Source organism: Perlucidibaca sp. (genome assembly GCF_057084925.1).
The window spans coordinates 57,523-74,929 of sequence record NZ_JBXMRC010000031.1; the positions used below are offsets into that span (position 1 = coordinate 57,523).

Consider the following 17,407-nt stretch of genomic DNA (forward strand, 5'->3'; position numbering starts at 1 on the left):
GGGCGAACTATGGCGCAGCAACGGTTAGCGGCGGATTGGCCAAATGCAGCGGAAGCGCGTTTACGCGAAGGCATCCAAGCGATGGGCTTGGCGTTGGATGAGGCCGTGATTGCCCGCTTGATGACCTACCTCGTGGGGCTGGTGAAGTGGAATCAAGCCTTTAACCTGACCGCAATTCGTGATCCGCTGGTCATGGTCGATAAACATCTGCTCGATAGCCTCAGCGTGCTGCCCCTGATCAGTCGTGAGAGTCTGATTGATATTGGTACGGGTGCCGGCTTGCCAGGTTTTATTTTGGCGCTGGTGCATCCGGAGCAAGACATCACATTGCTGGATTCGAATGGCAAGAAAACGCGATTTCTGAAGCAAATGGCCGCCGACATGGGCATGCAGCGCGTAACGGTCGTGAACGCACGCTGTGAGGAGCATCAAGGCCAATATGCTCAAGTTTGCAGTCGCGCTTTCGCCAGTTTGGCCGACATGGTGAATGGCACCGCGCATCTTTTGACCCCTAATGGGCGCTGGTTAGCCATGAAAGGCCATGTGCCTCACGATGAAATAGCTGAGCTACCGGTGAACGCAGCACTCGAAAACACCCCCGCTTTGCGAGTACCCTTTGTCGCTGATGCTCGACACCTGATTGTGTTGCGGCCCGTGTCTTAAAAGTCCGACATCCATAGGTGATCGGCGGGGAAATACATGGATAAGATTTTTGCAGTCGCGAACCAGAAAGGCGGTGTCGGTAAAACCACCACCAGTGTCAATTTGGCCGCTTCGTTAGCCGCGACCTGTCGCCGGGTGCTTTTGGTGGATCTCGATCCCCAGGGCAACACCACGACAGGCTCAGGCATTAGCAAACACGATCTGACGCGCAGTGTTTATGATGTGTTGTTAGGCGAGGTCACCGCCGCTGAAGTCATTCAGGCATCGCCCGGTGGCTATGATTTGCTGCCGGCCAATGGCGACCTGACCGCGGCTGAAGTTGAGCTGTTAGATGTACCGCGAAAGGAGCAGCGCTTAAAAGAAGCGTTGGCTCCGCTTGTGGGCCGCTACGACAGCATCATCATCGACTGTGCGCCGTCTCTCAGCATGCTGACGTTGAACGGGCTTGTGGCCGCAGATGGCGTCATCATTCCTATGCAGTGTGAGTATTACGCCCTTGAAGGCTTGGCGGCACTGACAGAGACCATCAACCGCGTTGCTGAAACAGCTAACCCGAATCTGCATATCGCCGGCATTTTGCGCACCATGTTTGATCCACGTAATACCTTGGCCAATGATGTGTCGAAAGAGTTGATCAGCCATTTTGGTGATCGCGTATTGAACACGATTATTCCGCGCAATGTCCGTTTGGCCGAGGCGCCAGCGCATGGCGTGCCGGTATTGCAGTACGATAAAAGTTCACGCGGTGCTATGGCCTATTTAGCTTTAGCCTCGGAGCTATTGCGCCGACAAAAGCGCGCGTAATTCGCCCAGCCATCGATAGACGAGAACAATAACGCTATGTCGACCATTAAGAAGCGCGGGTTAGGCGGGAATCGTGGGCTCGATGCCTTGCTGGGCACCGTGCGTAAGGTTCAAGAAGAGGTCACTGCAGTTGCCGCTGGCTTGCCGCCAGAAGGTGAGCTGAAACTATTGCCCGTCGAATTTTTATCGCGTGGTCGTTATCAGCCCCGTCGGGATATGGACCCTGAAGCCCTGCAAGAGCTCGCCGACTCGATTAAGGCGCAGGGTATTTTGCAGCCGATTGTGGTGCGCGAAATTGGCGAGCAGCGCTACGAAATTATTGCCGGTGAGCGCCGTTGGCGTGCCGCACAACTCGCGCAGCTGGATAAAGTCCCTGCGCTGATCCGTGACTTCAGCGATGAAGCGGCAATTGCGCTGGCGCTGATCGAAAACATTCAGCGTGAAGACCTGAATCCGCTGGAAGAAGCCTTAGCCATGCAGCGCTTTGCTGAGGAGTTCAAGCTCACGCATCAAGAAGTCGCTGACGCCGTGGGCAAGTCGCGTGCAGCGGTGAGTAATTTGTTGCGTCTGCTCGGCTTGAACGAAGAAGTTAAGCGCTCACTCGCGCACGGCGATTTAGATATGGGCCATGCCCGCGCTTTGCTGGCGCTGACCTCGGCGCAGCAGTTGCTGGCGGCACGGCAAATTATTGATAAGGGCATGACAGTTCGTCAGGCAGAGTCCTTGGTTCGACAGCTGCTGGCGGAAAAACCTGCGGCGGGTGAGCGCAAACCTGATCCTAATGTGCGACAGCTGCAGGATCGTTTGTCCTCACAGTTGGGTGCTGTGGTGAAAATAGACTGCAACGCGAAAGGTAAAGGCCGTTTGGTCATTAGCTATAACTCGCTTGACGAGCTTGATGGCATTCTTGCGCACATTCAGTAAGCATTTCGGCGCTCTGCGAGCGGCTTGGCTGCTCACAGTGTCCTTACTGTTTCTTTCAACGACAGCCTACAGCAACGACACCGTTGGCGATGACTGGCGTCTTCAGCGACAAGAGCCGGCGCGCCAGATTCGTGTGTACTTGCACGACCGGCCCAATGGCCAATATCGCGATGTTTATGCCGTCACTACCATGAAAGGATCGACTCAACGCATTGAGGCGGTTCTCAGTGATGTCGCGGTTATGCCGCAGTGGGCCTCTCGCGTTAGCGAAGCTCGGTTGATCAAGCGTCAAGGCAATGTGGCGTGGATCTATATTCAATACAAACTGCCCTATCCCTTTAAGCCCCGCGAAGTGGTGGTGAAGTCGGAGCGTTTAGAAAGTAACGGTATTGTGACGATCCGCTCGCAAGCCGTTCCGGGCTATGTTCGCGAAACGGCAGGCAAAATTCGTATGCATTCGGTGCAAAGCAGCTGGCGTTTAACGCCGCAATCCAGCAATAACGTCAAAATCGAGCTCTGGGGTAGCGCAGAGCCGGGTGGCCTGATTCCTGCCGTGGTCTATAACTTCAATTTAGCCGATGACGCTTTGCAGACCTTGCGTCAGCTGAGAAGAATGTCGTTACGGGAAAAATATCAAGATAAAGCGCCTGCGCTGAAAGCAATCCACCAAATGTAGTGTTTAAGATGAAGCGACATTTTCCACACGGTACACGAGTCATGAAAAGTCTGTGTGAATTGGTTGCCCTTTAAGCGCACTGCCATCTATAATCCGCGCGCTTTCAAGGGTTTGTCGATAGACCAACCGCCGACAGCTAACCTAGTGAGCGCAGCATGAGTGTCAGCAAGCCGCAACCGCTGGTCGATTTCAAGCCAGCTAAGCTGCAGTTACGTTGGCAATGCCGGCTTTGGGCCGCGATTTTTCTAATCGCTTATTTGCTCGCCGGTAAACATGCGGCCTTATCTGCGCTAGCAGGGGCGGGCATCGCGGTGGTGGGTCAGGCGTATTTTGTGTTTCGCGCCTTTCGTCATGCCGGTGCAACATCTGCACAGCAGATTGTGAAAAATTTTTATCGGGGTGAGGCAGGTAAATTTGTATTAACCGCCTTACTCTTTGCCGCGGTGTTTATTGGCTTTGAAGAAGTCGATGCCCGCTGGCTATTCGCCAGTTTTGTTTTGGAGCAGCTGGTTGCTTGGATCGTGCCACTCACGATGCGTGCAACTCAGCCCTGATGGGTAAGAGACTAATGGCTGGAAATTCCACCGAGTACATCAAGCACCACTTAACCAACTTAACCTACGGGAATCACCCGGAGAATGGTTGGGGTTTTGCGCACACCGCTCAAGAAGCTGCCGAGATGGGTTTCAACGCGATTCATGTTGATACCATGGGCTGGTCGATTTTCCTCGGCCTAGTATTTTGCTTCCTGTTCCGTCTGGCTGCTGTACGAGCCACTTCGGGCGTACCAGGTGGCTTGCAGAATCTCGTCGAAGTCGTGGTTGATTTCGTACACACCAACGTCAAAGACACGTATCACGGCACATCCAAACTGATTGCGCCGTTGGCTCTGACCATTTTCGTCTGGATTTTCCTGATGAATTTGATGGACTTGGTGCCTGTCGATTTCTTGCCAGAAATTGCCAAAATCATTGGTGTTAGCGTCTTTGGCGCTGATCCGCATGCTGTTTTCTTCAAGGTCGTACCCACCACCGACGTGAACGCTACGCTAGGCATGGGTATCTCCGTTTTCATCTTGATCGTTGCCTACAGCATCCGCATGAAAGGTGTGGGTGGCTTCGCTAAGGAATTGACCTTCCAGCCGTTCAACACTATTTGGCTGGTTTGGTTCAACTTCCTGTTGGAAGGCGTGGCACTGATTGCTAAGCCAATTTCCTTGGCGCTGCGTCTCTTCGGCAACATGTATGCCGGTGAGTTGCTGTTCATCCTGATTGCTTTGCTGCCGTGGTATCTGCAGTGGACATTGTCCGTGCCTTGGGCGATCTTCCACATCCTGATTATTACGCTGCAGGCCTTCGTGTTCATGATGCTGACAATTGTCTACATGAGCATGGCGTCTGAGTCGCACGACCACTAAACCCTTTACACACACTGAAACCAACCCTGAAGAGGAAACTCAAATGGAACAAGTTATTGGCCTTAACCTGATCGCTGTTGCACTGTTGATCGGCCTGGGTGCTCTCGGCACTGCAATCGGCTTCGGCCTGCTCGGCGGTAAGTTCCTCGAAGGCACTGCCCGTCAACCAGAACTGGCTCCACAGCTGCAGGTGAAGATGTTCATCGTCGCCGGTCTGCTCGACGCCGTAACCATGATCGGTGTTGGTATCGGTCTGTTCCTGCTGTTCGCCAACCCGTTCATTCAGCAGTAATCGATCGCTCGCGATCGGTATGTTGCAGGCCGGCTTCCGGTCTGCTGAATGAATCTGGAATAGAGGTGATAGCGTGAACATCAACTTCACAATCGTGGGCCAAGCGATCTCTTTTGCGATCTTCGTTTGGTTCTGCATGAAGTTTGTGTGGCCACCCATCATGGCCGCCATGGCTGAGCGTCAGCAGAAGATTGCTGATGGTCTGAATGCCGCTGACAAGGCAAAGCAGGATCTGGAAGTTGCGCACGCGCAAGTTGCTCAGGAACTGCAAGCTGCCAAGCAGCAGGCTGCTGCGCTTATCGAGCAGGCTAACCGTCGTGCCTCGCAAGTCGGTGATGAAGTGAAGGCTCAGGCTGCGGCCGAAGCTGAGCGCATCCTCACTCAGGCTCGTGCGGATATCGAAACTGAAATGGCCAGCGCTCGTGATGTATTGCGTAAGCAAGTTGCGGCCTTAGCTGTTGCCGGTGCCGAGAAGATTCTGCAAGCCGAAGTAGATGCTGCAAAGCATGCCGGCATGTTGGATCAACTGGCTAGCCAGCTCAAATAAGAGGCTCAACAGACCATCATGGCTGAACTCACAACAGTAGCGCGACCCTACGCCAAAGCCGCTTTCGAGTATGCTCGTGGCGCGGGCGAGCTAGCCGGTTGGTCGTCCATGTTGGCACTCGCTGCCGCCGTGGTCGCCAATGCAGACTTCAATCAGTACATTTCGCGCCCGATGTTGAGCGCGGCTGAACAGGCGGAAGCCATGTTCAAGGTTTGTGGTGATCGTCTTGATGCCGCCGGCCGCAATTTCATCAGCAATGTTGCCAGCCACAAGCGCTTGGCCGCACTGCCGGCCATTAGCAGCCTTTTCGAAGGTCTGCGGGCTGAGGCCGAAGGCGCTGTAGATGTCACGGTGACGTCTGCATTCGCCTTAAGCGCCGAGCAGACTCAGCAATTGGGCCAGGTTCTGGCTCAAAAGCTGTCGCGCCAAGTGAATGTGACAAGCACGACCGATGCTAGCCTCATTGGTGGCACCATCATTCGTGCCGGTGACATGGTTATCGATGCCTCTGTACGAGGCCAGCTGGGCAAGCTTAACGCTGCCCTGAATACCTGATTATTCCTTCGAGGAAGAGAGCATCATGCAGCATCTGAATCCCTCCGAGATCAGCGAACTGATCAAGAGCCGCATCACGGATCTGAACGCCTCCGCTGAAGCGCGTAACGAAGGCACCATCGTCGGCGTATCCGACGGTATCGTGCGTATCCACGGTCTGGCCGACGTCATGTACGGCGAAATGATCGAGTTCGACGGCGGCGTCTTCGGCATGGCCCTCAACCTCGAGCGCGACTCCGTCGGTGCCGTGGTACTCGGCCCATACCAGACTCTGCAGGAAGGCGGCAAAGCCCGCTGCACCGGCCGTATTTTGGAAGTGCCAGTAGGTCCTGAGCTGCTCGGCCGCGTCGTTGACGCGCTGGGCAACCCCATCGACGGCAAAGGCCCGATCAACGCTAAAGAAACTGACGCCGTTGAAAAGGTTGCTCCAGGCGTTATTTGGCGTCAGTCCGTAGACCAGCCCGTACAGACTGGCTACAAGTCTGTCGACGCCATGATCCCCATCGGCCGTGGCCAGCGTGAGCTGATCATTGGCGACCGTCAGACCGGTAAAACCGCGCTGGCCATCGACGCCATCATTGCGCAGAAGAACTCGGGCATTAAGTGCGTCTACGTTGCTGTAGGCCAGAAGCAATCGACTATTGCTAACGTGGTTCGCAAGCTCGAAGAGTTTGGCGCCATGGCTTACACCACGGTTGTTGCTGCTGCTGCTGCTGACGCGCCATCCATGCAGTTCCTGGCTCCGTACTCCGGTTGCACCATGGGTGAATACTTCCGTGATCGTGGCGAAGACGCCCTGATCATTTACGACGATCTGTCCAAGCAGGCTGTGGCCTACCGTCAGATTTCGCTGTTGCTGCGCCGTCCGCCAGGTCGTGAAGCGTACCCAGGCGACGTGTTCTATCTCCACTCCCGTCTGCTGGAGCGTGCATCGCGCGTATCCGCTGAGTACGTTGAGAAGTTCACCAAGGGAGCCGTAACGGGCAAGACTGGCTCGCTCACCGCGCTGCCAATCATTGAAACGCAAGCCGGTGACGTATCCGCCTTCGTTCCAACCAACGTGATTTCGATCACCGACGGCCAGATCTTCTTGGAAACGTCGCTGTTCAACTCCGGTATCCGTCCTGCGGTTAACGCTGGTATTTCGGTATCGCGTGTGGGTGGTGCAGCGCAGACCAAGATCATCAAAAAGCTCTCCGGCGGTATTCGTACCTCGTTGGCTCAGTACCGTGAACTGGCCGCGTTTGCTCAGTTCGCTTCCGACCTCGATGAAGCGACCCGTAAGCAGCTGGAACTGGGTCAGCGTGTGACTGAGCTGATGAAGCAGAAGCAATTCGCACCGCTCAACATTGCCGACATGGCACTGTCGATTTTCGCGGTTAACGAAGGCTATCTGGGCGATGTTGCCGTGAACAAAGTGCTCGATTTCGAAGCCGCTTTGCACGCCTTCATGAACAGCGAGTACAAAGCGCTGATGGATAACATCAACGCCACCGCTAACTACGATGGCAAGATCGAAGCTGAGCTGCGCGCTGGCATCGAGAAGTTCAAAGCCACGCAGAGCTGGTAAGTACGATCCGGCCTAGCGTTCGCGCTGGGCCGGTGACTCAGGCAACGATTTGGTGAGGCTATGGCCAGCTTAAAAGAAATCCGTGTCAAGGTTGCGAGCATCAAGAGCACGCAGAAGATCACGAAAGCGATGCAGCTCGTGGCCGCCTCTAAGATGCGCAAAGCCCAGGAACGTATGGTCGCAGGTAAGCCCTACGCCCAAAAGATCCGTCAGGTGGTGGCTCACGTTGCTCACGCAACGCCCGAGTACAAACACGCCTATCTGATCGAGCGTCCAGTGAAGCGCGTTGGTTACATTGTGGTGTCGTCCGATCGTGGTCTTTGCGGCGGCCTGAACACCAACCTGTTCAAGCAGGTCGCACTTTCCGTTCGCGAGTTTCAGGCTCAGGGCGTTGAGGTCGAGTTCTGTTTGCTCGGGACTAAAGCCACCACGTTCTTCAAGAACTTCGGCGGCAAAGTGGTGGCAGCTAAAACCCATATGGGTGACAAGCCATCGCTGGAAGCATTGATTGGCGCCATTAAGGTCATGCTCGAACACTATGATGAAGGCAAAATTGATCGCCTTTACCTAGTGTCTAACGAGTTTGTTAACACCATGACGCAGAAGCCGACACTGCAGCAATTGCTGCCGTTGGCCACGTCCGGTGATGACGGCCTGAGTGAGCGTAGCTATAACTGGGACTACCTCTATGAGCCCGAAGCCAAGCCCATCCTCGATGCGCTCTTGCTTCGTTTCATTGAGTCACAGGTTTACCAAGGTGTGATCGAAAACGTAGCCTGTGAAATGGCTGCTCGTATGGTCGCCATGAAGGCGGCAACTGATAACGCCGGTGAACTGATCCGTAACCTCCAGCTCGTGTATAACAAGCTGCGTCAGGCTGCGATCACCCAGGAAATCTCGGAAATCGTCGGTGGTGCTGCGGCCGTTTAAGGTCGCGCATAACTAAAACAGTATTGCAGTTTGAGAGGATGAACCCATGAGCAGCGGTCGTATTGTCCAGATCATCGGCGCCGTTATTGACGTCGAATTCCCGCGCGATAGCGTGCCCAGAGTCTATGACGCGCTGAAAGTTGACGCGACATCGACCACCCTCGAAGTTCAGCAGCAGCTGGGCGACGGCATCGTGCGTACGATTGCCATGGGTTCCACCGAAGGCCTCAAGCGCGGTCTGACGGTTGGCAACTCCGGCGGTCCGATCAGCGTGCCAGTCGGTAAGGGCACGCTGGGTCGCATCATGAACGTTCTGGGTCAGCCAGAAGATGAAGCCGGCCCGGTTGAAACCGACGTCACTATGTCGATCCACCGCAAGGCTCCTAGCTACGACGAACAGTCGGGCGGTACTGAGCTGCTGGAAGTAGGCATTAAGGTTATCGATCTGCTCTGCCCATTCGCTAAGGGCGGTAAGGTCGGTCTCTTCGGTGGTGCTGGCGTCGGCAAGACCGTGAACATGATGGAACTCATCAACAACATTGCTAAGGCGCACAGCGGTTTGTCCGTGTTCGCCGGTGTGGGTGAGCGTACCCGTGAAGGCAATGACTTCTATCACGAAATGAAGGATTCGGGCGTTCTCGACAAGGTTGCGATGGTTTACGGCCAGATGAACGAGCCGCCCGGCAACCGTCTGCGCGTTGCGTTGACCGGTCTGACCATGGCGGAATACTTCCGTGATGAAAAGGACGAATCCGGCAAAGGCCGTGACGTTCTGCTCTTCGTAGACAACATCTACCGTTACACATTGGCCGGTACCGAAGTATCCGCGCTGCTCGGCCGTATGCCGTCAGCTGTGGGCTACCAGCCAACGCTGGCCGAGGAAATGGGCGTTCTGCAAGAGCGTATTACATCGACTAAGAACGGTTCGATCACCTCGATCCAAGCCGTTTACGTTCCTGCCGATGACTTGACTGACCCATCGCCAGCAACCACGTTCGCTCACTTGGACGCCACCGTTGTTCTGTCGCGTGATATCGCCTCGCTGGGTATCTACCCTGCAGTTGATCCACTCGACTCCACATCGCGTCAGCTCGACCCACTGGTTGTTGGCGAAGAGCATTACGCCGTTGCTCGTGGCGTGCAGAACGTGTTGCAGCGTTACAAGGAACTGAAGGACATCATCGCGATTCTGGGTATGGACGAGCTGTCGGAAGAAGACAAGCTGGTTGTGTACCGTGCGCGTAAGATCCAGCGCTTCTTGTCGCAGCCGTTCCACGTGGCCGAAGTCTTCACCGGTTCGCCAGGTAAGTATGTCTCGCTAAAAGAAACCATTCGTGGCTTCAAAGGCATTTTGGCCGGTGAGTTTGACTCGCTGCCAGAGCAGGCGTTCTACATGGTTGGCGGTATCGACGAAGCCATCGAAAAGGCGAAGAAGCTCTAAGCTTCCTCACCTTCAGGCTCAGGAGTAGAACATGGCGAACACGATTCACTGCGATATTGTCAGTGCCAAAGAATCGATCTACGCCGGCAACGCCAAGATGGTGGTGGCGCATGGTCAACTCGGTGACATCGGTGTCACCCCAGGCCATGCTCCGTTACTGACGCTGTTGTCGCCAGGCCCGGTACGTGTGTTGCTGGACGATGGCGAAGAGCTGATTTACTACGTCTCCGGTGGTGTGCTGGAAGTGCAGCCAACAATCGTTACGATTCTGGCGGATACCGCCGTACGCGCGGCAGATGTAGATGAAGCTGCAGCTCTTGAGGCTCGCCGTGCGGCAGCCGACGCGCTGACCAACCAGAAGGGTGAAATGGATACGTCGGTAGCCTTGGCATCCTTGGCAGAGTCCGCAGCTCAGCTGCGTACCTTGCAGGCTATGAAGAATCGCGCAGGTCGCGGCTAATCACTCGGCGTAAGCGGATGTGATCTAAAAAAGGGCAGCTTAGGCTGCCCTTTTGCTTTTTTCATGCTACAAAAAGCCTACCTGCTCATGGCCTAAGGAAGTCACATGAAAACCGTTGCGGAATTGTTGCAAAACAAGGGTAGCGCAAGCGTCTATACCATCGGCCCTGATCAAACCGTTCTTGAGGCCGTTGCCCTCATGGCAGAAAAGGGAATTGGCGCGTTACTCGTAACGGAGGGGTCGGATGTGGTCGGCATCATCACGGAGCGCGACTATGCGCGCAAAGTGGTTTTGTTGGAGCGATCCTCACAGGCAACACCCGTGGCCGACATCATGACTTCAGCGGTGATGTTCGTGCATCCCAGCCAAACCAGCTCTGAATGCATGACACTCATGACGGAAAAACGCTTGCGCCATTTACCCGTCATGGACAACGGAAAATTGCTGGGTCTTATTTCCATTGGTGACTTAGTGAAAGATGTTATTTCAGAACAAAAAGTCATGATTGATCAGCTTGAGCAATACATTCGCGGCGAATAGCGCGCCGTAACAGACACCCCCGACAAACTGGCCTGAATGCCTGTCTAGCTTGGTGTAAACTGGCGACCAGTTTTTCGCAGGAAGCTACCCTTCATGAGTCTTCAGGTCATCATTCTGGCAGCAGGAAAGGGCACGCGTATGCGTTCCGCGCTGCCAAAAGTCATGCAACCCCTAGCCGGCCAGCCGCTACTTCATCATGTCATTGTGGCTGCTCGCGAACTTGGTGCCGATCGCCCGATCGTGGTCTATGGCCACGGCGGCGATGTGGTGCTGCAGGCGTTTGCTGAGCAAGCACTGGATTGGGTGTTGCAGGCCGAACAGAAGGGCACCGGCCATGCCGTGCAAGTGGCGCTGCCGGTGCTGGCCGCTCAGGGTCGTACCTTAATTCTCTATGGCGATGTGCCACTCATTTCAGTCACGACCCTACAGCGGCTCATTGAAGTCGTACCCAATGACCAGAGCCTTGGCCTGCTCACCGTGCATCTGCCAGACCCGACGGGTTACGGTCGAATTGTTCGCGAGCAGGGTCGCGTGGTGCGCATTGTTGAGCAGAAAGATGCGACTGCAGATGAGAAGCTAATCACCGAAGCCAACACCGGAATTTTGTGTGTACCAAATGCCTTGCTGCATGCATGGTTACCTCAGCTAAAAAATAACAATGCGCAGGGCGAGTATTACCTCACTGACCTCATCGGCATGGCCACCGCCAACGGTGTGCCGGTCACGGCGGTGCATCCCGATACCATCTGGGAAGTTGAAGGTGTGAACGACAAGCTGCAGCTGTCGGCATTAGAGCGAGTGTGGCAACGGCATCAGGCCGAGCAGCTCATGCGTGCTGGCGTGACGGTGTTAGACCCGGCGCGGTTGGATATTCGCGGCCAGGTCAGTCACGGCATGGATGTGTCGTTGGATGCGGGCGTGATTTTGGAAGGCCGCGTGGTGCTGGGCAACAATGTGCGCGTCGGTGCCGGCTGCATCCTCAAAGATTGCGAGATCGGTGCCGGTACGGAGATTAAGCCGTACTCGCTGATCGACAGTGCCGTGGTCGGTGCGAACGCGCATATTGGCCCGTTTGCGCGACTGCGCCCCGGTTCAAAGCTGGCTGACGAAGTGCATATCGGCAACTTCGTGGAGACCAAGGCCACCATCATGGGTATCGGCTCGAAGGCCAACCACCTCGCCTATTTGGGCGACAGCGACATTGGCTCTGGCGTGAATATCGGCGCCGGCACCATCACCTGCAATTACGATGGTGCCAACAAGCACAAAACCACGATTGGTGATGATGCCTTTATTGGCACGAACAATTCCTTGGTGGCGCCCGTCACCATTGGCGCGGGGGCAACGACCGGCGCTGGTTCAACGATTAGCAAAAACGTGCCCGACGCTCAGTTGGCGGTGGCACGCGCTGTGCAAAAAACGATTGAAGGTTGGCAGCGTCCGCGCAAGGCACCCAAAGTTTAAGCCAGCAATTTAGAATTTACGGAGAAGGTTATGTGCGGGATTGTTGGCGCCATTGGCGAGCGTAATATCACGGATGTGTTGATCGAAGGTCTGCGCCGTCTCGAATATCGTGGGTATGACTCTGCGGGTCTGGCGGTGGTGCATGGCGGGGCCATTGAGCGAGAGCGTCAGCCGGGCAAGGTGCAGGCACTCGCGGATGCCACCCACGCTAGCGGTGTGAGCGGACAGATCGGGATTGCCCACACGCGCTGGGCAACCCACGGCGCACCCACGCAAGACAACGCGCATCCGCATCAGTCTGGTGATATCGCCGTGGTGCACAACGGCATCATTGAGAACTACGAAGCCCTGCGCGGGCAACTCCAGGCCGAAGGTTATGTCTTTACCTCGCAGACCGACACCGAAGTGGTACCGCACCTGATTCAGTCTGAACTCAAGAAAGGCGGCGACTTCATGGCGGCGGTGCGGCGTGCCGTGGCGCAGCTGCATGGCGCGTTTGCGTTGGGCATCGTGCGGGCGTCCGAGCCGGAGCGTCTGCTGGCGGTGCGGCAGGGCTCGCCACTGGTGGTCGGTTTGGGCATTGGCGAGAACTTCATCAGCTCCGATCAGCTGGCCTTGCTGCCGGTGACCAATCGCTTCATCTATCTCGAAGAGGGCGACTTCATCGAGCTCAAGCGCGATCAGGTCACGATCTGGGATGCCAGCGGTGCGGTCATCGCGCGCAAGGCCGTGGAGCTGGATGCCACCGTGCATGCCAGCAGCAAGGGCGCGTACAAGCATTACATGCTGAAGGAAATTTACGAGCAGCCGGCAGCAATTCAGCGCACGCTGGCGGGTCGCGTGAGCAACGGTCAGGTCGCAATTGATGCGTTTGGCCCGCAAGCAGCTGAGCTCTTGACCAAAGCCAAGCATGTGCAAATCCTCGCCTGCGGCACCAGCTATCACGCTGGCTTCGTCGCCAAATACTGGTTCGAGGCCATCGCGGGGGTGTCCTGCCATGTGGAAGTGGCCAGCGAATTCCGCTACCGCACCACGGTGCTGCCAGCCGATACGCTGCTGGTCACCATCTCCCAGTCCGGCGAGACCGCCGATACGCTGGCGGCGCTGCGCGAAGTGAAGTCGCGTGCGTTGGGCTCGCTGTGTATTTGCAACGTACCAACGTCAACATTGGTGCGCGAATCGGATCTGGCGTTTATCACCCATGCTGGCCCGGAAATTGGCGTGGCATCGACCAAGGCCTTTACCACACAGCTGGTTGCCTTGATGCTGTTGGTGCTGGCCACGGGCCGACGTCAGGGTAACCTCACGGCAGAACGTGAGCGCGATATCGTGGCGCAACTCGCTGGCCTGCCTACGCTGTGCGATGAAGTGCTGGCGATGGATCAAGCCATCGAGCGTATTGCCGCCGAGTTTGGCGACAAGCATCACACCCTGTTCCTCGGCCGTGGCGCGCAATACCCGGTGGCGATGGAGGGCGCGCTCAAGCTCAAGGAAATTTCCTATATCCACGCCGAAGCCTACCCCGCCGGTGAGCTCAAGCACGGCCCGCTGGCGCTGGTCGATCAGGACATGCCGGTGGTGGCGGTGGCGCCGAAAAACGATCTCATCGACAAGCTCAAGTCCAACTTGCAGGAAGTGCGCGCGCGTGCCGGTGTGCTCTACGTGTTTGCCGACCATGCCGCCGATGTGCGTGCCGAGCCGGGCATCAAGGTGTTCTCCATGCCCAGCGTGGCTGACGAAGTCGCGCCGATTCTCTACACCATTCCGCTGCAGCTGCTTTCTTACCACGTGGCCGTGATCAAGGGCACGGACGTGGACCAGCCGCGCAACTTAGCAAAATCAGTAACGGTGGAATAAGGCCATGACAACGCTGCGCTCGGTTTTAGTTTGGCTGGCCGTGTGCGGTGTCGCGGTGTTTTCGCTGGCGACGCTGGCGCTGCATCGCGGCGAAAGCATCAACGCCGCCTGGATCGTGGTGGCGGCGGTGTCGGTCTACGTCATCGCCTATCGTTTCTACAGCCGCTACCTCGCCACCTCGGTGCTGAGTTTGGATGAGCGTCGGCTAACGCCCGCACATCGCCACAACGACGGCCTCGACTATCTGCCCACGCATCGCGTGGTCTTGTTCGGTCATCACTTCGCGGCAATTGCCGGTGCCGGCCCGCTGATCGGCCCCGTGCTAGCAGCACAGATGGGCTATCTGCCAGGTACGCTGTGGCTGCTCGCCGGTGTGGTACTCGCGGGCGCCGTGCAGGACATGCTCGTGCTCACCGCGTCCACCCGGCGTGATGGTCGCTCACTGGGCGACATGATCCGCAGCGAGCTGGGGCCGTTTGCCGGTACCGTGGCCGGTATTGGCATTCTCGCCATCATGATTATTCTGCTCGCCGTGCTGGGGCTGGTGGTGGTGAAGGCGCTGGCGCACTCGCCCTGGGGCACCTTCACCGTGGTGGCGACCATTCCCATTGCCGTGTTTATGGGTCTGTATCTGCGCTACCTACGCCCGGGCCGCATCGGTGAAATGTCGTTAATCGGTGTGGTGCTGTTGTTTGTGTCCATTATCGTGGGCGGCTGGGTTGCCGAAGACGGGTTGTGGGCGGCGCGCTTCACCTTCACCGGCGAGCAGCTGGCGCTGGGCTTGATTGGTTACGGCGCGCTGGCGTCCATTCTGCCGGTGTGGCTGCTGCTGGCCCCGCGCGATTACCTCTCGACCTTCCTCAAGATCGGCACCATCGTGGCGCTGGCGCTGGGCATCCTGATCGTGATGCCTGAGCTGAAAATGCCGGCGCTAACCCCGTTCATTGACGGCAGCGGCCCGGTATTTGCGGGCAGCCTGTTCCCGTTTCTGTTCATCACCATCGCCTGCGGCGCTGTCTCCGGTTTCCATGCGCTGGTGTCGTCGGGCACCACGCCGAAATTGCTGGACAACGAACTCGACGCACGACCAATCGGCTACGGCGCCATGCTCATGGAGTCGTTCGTGGCCGTCATGGCCATGATTGCCGCCTGTGTGATTGAGCCCGGCATCTACTTCGCCATGAACTCGCCACCGGCCCTGATCGGCAAGACCGTGGAAGAAGCGGCGGCGGTGATCAGCCAGTGGGGCTTCCTGGTTACGCCGGAGTTGCTCGCGCAAACCGCGAAAGACATCGGCGAAGACAGCATTTTGTCACGCGCCGGCGGCGCACCCACGCTGGCCGTGGGCATGGCCTACATCTTGTCTTCGGTGGTGGGCGGCAGCGGCATGATGGCGTTCTGGTATCACTTCGCCATTCTGTTTGAGGCCCTGTTCATCCTCACCACCATCGACGCCGGCACGCGCGTGGGCCGCTTCATGATTCAAGACCTGTTCGGCGCTGTTTATGCGCCGTTCCGCGACACCGAGCGCTGGTGGCCGAATGTGGTAGCCACCTTGCTCTGCGTGGGCGGCTGGGGCTGGTTCCTGTATCAGGGCGTGATCGACCCGCTCGGCGGCATTAACACCTTGTGGCCGTTGTTCGGCATTGCCAACCAAATGCTCGCCGCCATCGCGCTGCTGTTGGTCGGCACGTTGTTGTTCAAAGCTCAGCGCGCCCGCCATGCCTGGGTTGCGCTGCTACCGGCAAGCTGGATTCTGCTGGTCACACTGACCGCGAGCTGGCAAAAGCTGTTTCACGATGACCCGCGCATCGGCTTTCTGGCGCATGCCGACAAGTTCAGCGCGGCCTTTGCCAAAGGAGAAGTGCTGGCTCCGGCCAAGAGCCTGGCGCAGATGCAGCAGGTCATCGTTAATGACCACATCAACGCCACCCTCTGCGTGCTGTTTATGAGCGTGGTGCTGGTCATGCTGTTTTGCAGCGTGCGCGCCATGTTAACGGCGTTGCGCAGTGGCCGGATTGAGAGCACGGAAACACCGGTGGTGCTGGTGGGTGAGCGGGCGTGAGCGACGCTGGCTCAGGCGTTACCACTGGCCGGCTCGCGACGCTGTGGCAGCAGGGCCGGCATTTCGGTGCGATGCTGGTGGGCGTGCCAGATTACGACGCCTATGTGCGGCACATGGCGGAGAAACATCCGGAGCTGGCGGCGATGACGCGGGAGCAGTTTGTGCGCTCGCGCATGGAGGCGCGGCTGGGGGCGAAGACGCCAGGGAAGTGCCCTTGCTGAAGGGATGAATGGTTGTGGTGTGCCTTGCCGCAGGATGGGCAGGCTGGCATGCTCGGGTGTAGTGGATTGCGGCAGTTGTCGGCAGGGAGTGCTGTGTCAGGTTATTCAAGTCGTTGAAACGGCTGAAGTCTTTTCTCTCCCTCTGATGTTATGCGGCAGTTTGAAATTATTACGCAGCAGTGAGTGCTGTATAAACCAAGTTTATGCGTAACAGGAGAGAGCAGTGACAGATCCAAAGAAAGTTGCAATTTATGGCGCTGGCGGATTCGCCAGAGAGGTGGCGTGGCTTCTATCAACCCACGAAAATTATGAGGTTTATGACGTTATTGGGTATGTCGAAGACGACGCAGAACATGGGCGCATTTTGAACGGCAAGCCCGTGCTGTCGTGGCATTCTTTTTCAGCCCCCCCCACGACTCACTCGTTACAGTAGCAGTTGGCAGCCCACAATCGCGTAAAAAAATTGTCGCAAAATGCGCCGAGGCAGGGTTTTCTTTCGCAACGTTAGTTCACCATTCTGTAGAAATGTCTGAGTTTGTTGAGCTTGGGGTTGGCTCGATAATTTGTTGCGGCAGCATCCTCACGGTAAACATAAAAATCGAGCAGCATGTTCATATCAATCTTGACTGCACTATTGGGCACGATGTCCGCATTGGAGAGTTCACTACGCTCTCACCTGGAGTTCATGTTTCAGGCAATGTGCATATAGGAAAATCTGTATACATTGGCACTGGCGCTGTCATCATCAACGGCACATCAGAAAATCCACTAGTAATCGCCGACGGCACAGTTATCGGTGCGGGTGCATGTGTTACAAAAAGCACGGATGCCAACAGTTTGTATGCAGGCATCCCAGCAGAGTTCAAGAAACGTTACGCATAACAAGGCGTTGCACCGGAAAAACCCGCCTCCGCTTCGCTACGGCAGTTTTTCCGGTGAACTTGGGCGGTAGGCTCAACAGCTCCTAGCTTCTGCGCCCTA

20 protein-coding genes are annotated in these 17,407 nt (G+C 56.7%); all 20 read left to right on the forward strand.

Annotation, left to right across the window (positions count from 1 at the left end; translation table 11 throughout):
- The first annotated feature begins 9 nt into the window (after nt 1–9).
- The 20 genes from rsmG to AC14IB_RS10250 all read left to right on the forward strand — a co-directional run bounded on the left by rsmG (nt 10) and on the right by AC14IB_RS10250 (nt 17,308).
- Nucleotides 10–663: a 16S rRNA (guanine(527)-N(7))-methyltransferase RsmG gene (gene rsmG, locus AC14IB_RS10155; RefSeq protein ID WP_484231764.1), complete on the forward strand. Its 654-nt coding sequence runs from the start codon at nt 10–12 to the stop codon at nt 661–663.
- Between the two features lie 36 nt (nt 664–699).
- Complete coding sequence (locus AC14IB_RS10160) at nt 700–1,467, forward strand: ParA family protein (protein ID WP_484231765.1); 768 nt, start codon at nt 700–702, stop codon at nt 1,465–1,467.
- A gap of 36 nt (nt 1,468–1,503) precedes the next feature.
- On the forward strand, nt 1,504–2,391 hold the full coding sequence (locus tag AC14IB_RS10165; RefSeq protein WP_484231766.1) for a ParB/RepB/Spo0J family partition protein: 888 nt from the start codon (nt 1,504–1,506) through the stop codon (nt 2,389–2,391).
- Nucleotides 2,366–3,067, forward strand: coding sequence for an SRPBCC family protein (locus AC14IB_RS10170; RefSeq protein ID WP_484231767.1), 702 nt, complete (start codon nt 2,366–2,368; stop codon nt 3,065–3,067). Before AC14IB_RS10165 ends, AC14IB_RS10170 begins: the two co-directional genes overlap by 26 nt.
- A 155-nt stretch (nt 3,068–3,222) precedes the next feature.
- Complete coding sequence (locus AC14IB_RS10175) at nt 3,223–3,621, forward strand: ATP synthase subunit I (RefSeq protein WP_484231768.1); 399 nt, start codon at nt 3,223–3,225, stop codon at nt 3,619–3,621.
- A gap of 14 nt (nt 3,622–3,635) precedes the next feature.
- On the forward strand, nt 3,636–4,484 hold the full coding sequence (atpB, locus tag AC14IB_RS10180; protein WP_484231769.1) for a F0F1 ATP synthase subunit A: 849 nt from the start codon (nt 3,636–3,638) through the stop codon (nt 4,482–4,484).
- Nucleotides 4,485–4,527: 43 nt separating this feature from the next.
- Entirely contained in the window at nt 4,528–4,776 is a 249-nt protein-coding gene (gene atpE, locus AC14IB_RS10185; protein ID WP_068857723.1) for a F0F1 ATP synthase subunit C, read from the forward strand.
- Nucleotides 4,777–4,849: 73 nt separating this feature from the next.
- Nucleotides 4,850–5,323 (forward strand): F0F1 ATP synthase subunit B, encoded by a 474-nt coding sequence (locus tag AC14IB_RS10190; protein ID WP_068857724.1) that lies wholly within the window; start codon nt 4,850–4,852, stop codon nt 5,321–5,323.
- 18 nt (nt 5,324–5,341) lie between these two features.
- Nucleotides 5,342–5,878 (forward strand): F0F1 ATP synthase subunit delta, encoded by a 537-nt coding sequence (locus AC14IB_RS10195; protein ID WP_068857725.1) that lies wholly within the window; start codon nt 5,342–5,344, stop codon nt 5,876–5,878.
- A 25-nt stretch (nt 5,879–5,903) separates the two neighbouring features.
- Nucleotides 5,904–7,448 carry a F0F1 ATP synthase subunit alpha gene (gene atpA, locus AC14IB_RS10200; protein WP_484231770.1) on the forward strand — a complete coding sequence of 515 codons (1,545 nt, stop codon included), beginning with the start codon at nt 5,904–5,906 and terminating at the stop codon, nt 7,446–7,448.
- A 60-nt stretch (nt 7,449–7,508) separates the two neighbouring features.
- Nucleotides 7,509–8,378 (forward strand): F0F1 ATP synthase subunit gamma, encoded by an 870-nt coding sequence (gene atpG, locus AC14IB_RS10205; protein WP_484231771.1) that lies wholly within the window; start codon nt 7,509–7,511, stop codon nt 8,376–8,378.
- Nucleotides 8,379–8,424: 46 nt separating this feature from the next.
- Nucleotides 8,425–9,819 (forward strand): F0F1 ATP synthase subunit beta, encoded by a 1,395-nt coding sequence (gene atpD / locus AC14IB_RS10210; RefSeq protein WP_484231772.1) that lies wholly within the window; start codon nt 8,425–8,427, stop codon nt 9,817–9,819.
- Between the two features lie 31 nt (nt 9,820–9,850).
- Entirely contained in the window at nt 9,851–10,279 is a 429-nt protein-coding gene (locus tag AC14IB_RS10215; RefSeq protein ID WP_068857729.1) for a F0F1 ATP synthase subunit epsilon, read from the forward strand.
- A 105-nt stretch (nt 10,280–10,384) separates the two neighbouring features.
- Entirely contained in the window at nt 10,385–10,819 is a 435-nt protein-coding gene (locus AC14IB_RS10220) for a CBS domain-containing protein (RefSeq protein ID WP_484231773.1), read from the forward strand.
- 93 nt (nt 10,820–10,912) lie between these two features.
- Entirely contained in the window at nt 10,913–12,283 is a 1,371-nt protein-coding gene (gene glmU, locus AC14IB_RS10225; RefSeq protein ID WP_484231774.1) for a bifunctional UDP-N-acetylglucosamine diphosphorylase/glucosamine-1-phosphate N-acetyltransferase GlmU, read from the forward strand.
- A gap of 30 nt (nt 12,284–12,313) precedes the next feature.
- Complete coding sequence (gene glmS / locus AC14IB_RS10230) at nt 12,314–14,140, forward strand: glutamine--fructose-6-phosphate transaminase (isomerizing) (protein ID WP_484231775.1); 1,827 nt, start codon at nt 12,314–12,316, stop codon at nt 14,138–14,140.
- A 4-nt stretch (nt 14,141–14,144) separates the two neighbouring features.
- Nucleotides 14,145–16,205: a carbon starvation CstA family protein gene (locus AC14IB_RS10235; protein ID WP_484231776.1), complete on the forward strand. Its 2,061-nt coding sequence runs from the start codon at nt 14,145–14,147 to the stop codon at nt 16,203–16,205.
- Nucleotides 16,202–16,426: a YbdD/YjiX family protein gene (locus tag AC14IB_RS10240; protein ID WP_484231777.1), complete on the forward strand. Its 225-nt coding sequence runs from the start codon at nt 16,202–16,204 to the stop codon at nt 16,424–16,426. Before AC14IB_RS10235 ends, AC14IB_RS10240 begins: the two co-directional genes overlap by 4 nt.
- Before the next feature lie 277 nt (nt 16,427–16,703).
- Nucleotides 16,704–16,859: a hypothetical protein gene (locus tag AC14IB_RS10245; RefSeq protein WP_484231881.1), complete on the forward strand. Its 156-nt coding sequence runs from the start codon at nt 16,704–16,706 to the stop codon at nt 16,857–16,859.
- Nucleotides 16,814–17,308: an LbetaH domain-containing protein gene (locus tag AC14IB_RS10250; RefSeq protein ID WP_484231778.1), complete on the forward strand. Its 495-nt coding sequence runs from the start codon at nt 16,814–16,816 to the stop codon at nt 17,306–17,308. Before AC14IB_RS10245 ends, AC14IB_RS10250 begins: the two co-directional genes overlap by 46 nt.
- Nucleotides 17,309–17,407 lie beyond the last annotated feature (99 nt).

What these genes read in the sequence shown, in the direction of transcription:
- atpA (WP_484231770.1), top strand. Translation starts at nt 5,904, where the DNA reads ATGCAGCATCTGAATCCCTCCGAGATCAGCGAACTGATCAAGAGCCGC.
- rsmG (WP_484231764.1), top strand. Translation starts at nt 10, where the DNA reads ATGGCGCAGCAACGGTTAGCGGCGGATTGGCCAAATGCAGCGGAAGCG.
- AC14IB_RS10160 (WP_484231765.1), top strand. Translation starts at nt 700, where the DNA reads ATGGATAAGATTTTTGCAGTCGCGAACCAGAAAGGCGGTGTCGGTAAA.
- atpG (WP_484231771.1), top strand. Translation starts at nt 7,509, where the DNA reads ATGGCCAGCTTAAAAGAAATCCGTGTCAAGGTTGCGAGCATCAAGAGC.
- AC14IB_RS10235 (WP_484231776.1), top strand. Translation starts at nt 14,145, where the DNA reads ATGACAACGCTGCGCTCGGTTTTAGTTTGGCTGGCCGTGTGCGGTGTC.
- atpE (WP_068857723.1), top strand. Translation starts at nt 4,528, where the DNA reads ATGGAACAAGTTATTGGCCTTAACCTGATCGCTGTTGCACTGTTGATC.
- atpB (WP_484231769.1), top strand. Translation starts at nt 3,636, where the DNA reads ATGGCTGGAAATTCCACCGAGTACATCAAGCACCACTTAACCAACTTA.
- AC14IB_RS10165 (WP_484231766.1), top strand. Translation starts at nt 1,504, where the DNA reads ATGTCGACCATTAAGAAGCGCGGGTTAGGCGGGAATCGTGGGCTCGAT.
- atpD (WP_484231772.1), top strand. Translation starts at nt 8,425, where the DNA reads ATGAGCAGCGGTCGTATTGTCCAGATCATCGGCGCCGTTATTGACGTC.
- AC14IB_RS10170 (WP_484231767.1), top strand. Translation starts at nt 2,366, where the DNA reads ATGGCATTCTTGCGCACATTCAGTAAGCATTTCGGCGCTCTGCGAGCG.
- AC14IB_RS10220 (WP_484231773.1), top strand. Translation starts at nt 10,385, where the DNA reads ATGAAAACCGTTGCGGAATTGTTGCAAAACAAGGGTAGCGCAAGCGTC.
- glmU (WP_484231774.1), top strand. Translation starts at nt 10,913, where the DNA reads ATGAGTCTTCAGGTCATCATTCTGGCAGCAGGAAAGGGCACGCGTATG.
- AC14IB_RS10175 (WP_484231768.1), top strand. Translation starts at nt 3,223, where the DNA reads ATGAGTGTCAGCAAGCCGCAACCGCTGGTCGATTTCAAGCCAGCTAAG.
- glmS (WP_484231775.1), top strand. Translation starts at nt 12,314, where the DNA reads ATGTGCGGGATTGTTGGCGCCATTGGCGAGCGTAATATCACGGATGTG.
- AC14IB_RS10195 (WP_068857725.1), top strand. Translation starts at nt 5,342, where the DNA reads ATGGCTGAACTCACAACAGTAGCGCGACCCTACGCCAAAGCCGCTTTC.
- AC14IB_RS10215 (WP_068857729.1), top strand. Translation starts at nt 9,851, where the DNA reads ATGGCGAACACGATTCACTGCGATATTGTCAGTGCCAAAGAATCGATC.